Annotated in this window: 1 pseudogene; it reads right to left on the reverse strand. The window is 62.0% G+C overall.

Going from position 1 to position 598, the window contains the following annotated elements:
• Positions 1-190 (reverse strand): annotated as a pseudogene (locus JZ792_RS41275) (hypothetical protein); the annotation flags it as partial.
• Positions 191-598: the final 408 nt, after the last annotated feature.

Raw genomic sequence — 598 nt, forward strand, 5'->3', positions numbered from 1 at the left:
GACGGACGACCACCTCGGATACTCGTACTCGTCGTTGGACGGGCCAGCCGACAGCGGCGCCGAAGACCCACGCCAGGTGGCCCCCGGCAACCTCGAACGAGAGGCTGTGGTTGTCGAACTCCTCGACCAGGCCGAGGTCGTGGAGAAGGGCAGCGATTGCTCCGTCGAGGACAGGAACGGTCCAGGTCAAATGTCGAGGAGAACCTGCGAGGCAGGCCCGCAATGAGCCACGCCCCCGTGCGGCACGAATCGATCAGGAGCCCGAAACTTTTCGATGGATGTCGGATTGATCGGTCGAGGAGTTCGGTACGAGCGGCGATGGAGAGGGCGACACTTCCGGTGAATTGCGTCCCCGAGCCTGGGCTAGCTCACCTGGACCGATCTATGAGGGCCCCGTCACCAGCGGACTCCGGCTGAGTAAATCAACTGTCTCATGGATGTCCCACGCGGGACTATTGCGTGAAACACCCATGTGTCGGCAGAACGTGAATACTGACCCCCGCGTGGCATCTGAAAACTGACCCCCTTGGTCGGTCACCCTGGCTCTCACCGAGTCAGGGAGGACGAAGGGATGCTAGCCGTGGAAGATTGGGCTGAG

The organism is Nocardia noduli (assembly GCF_019038455.1).
GTDB classification, from domain to species: Bacteria; Actinomycetota; Actinomycetes; order Mycobacteriales; family Mycobacteriaceae; genus Nocardia; species Nocardia noduli.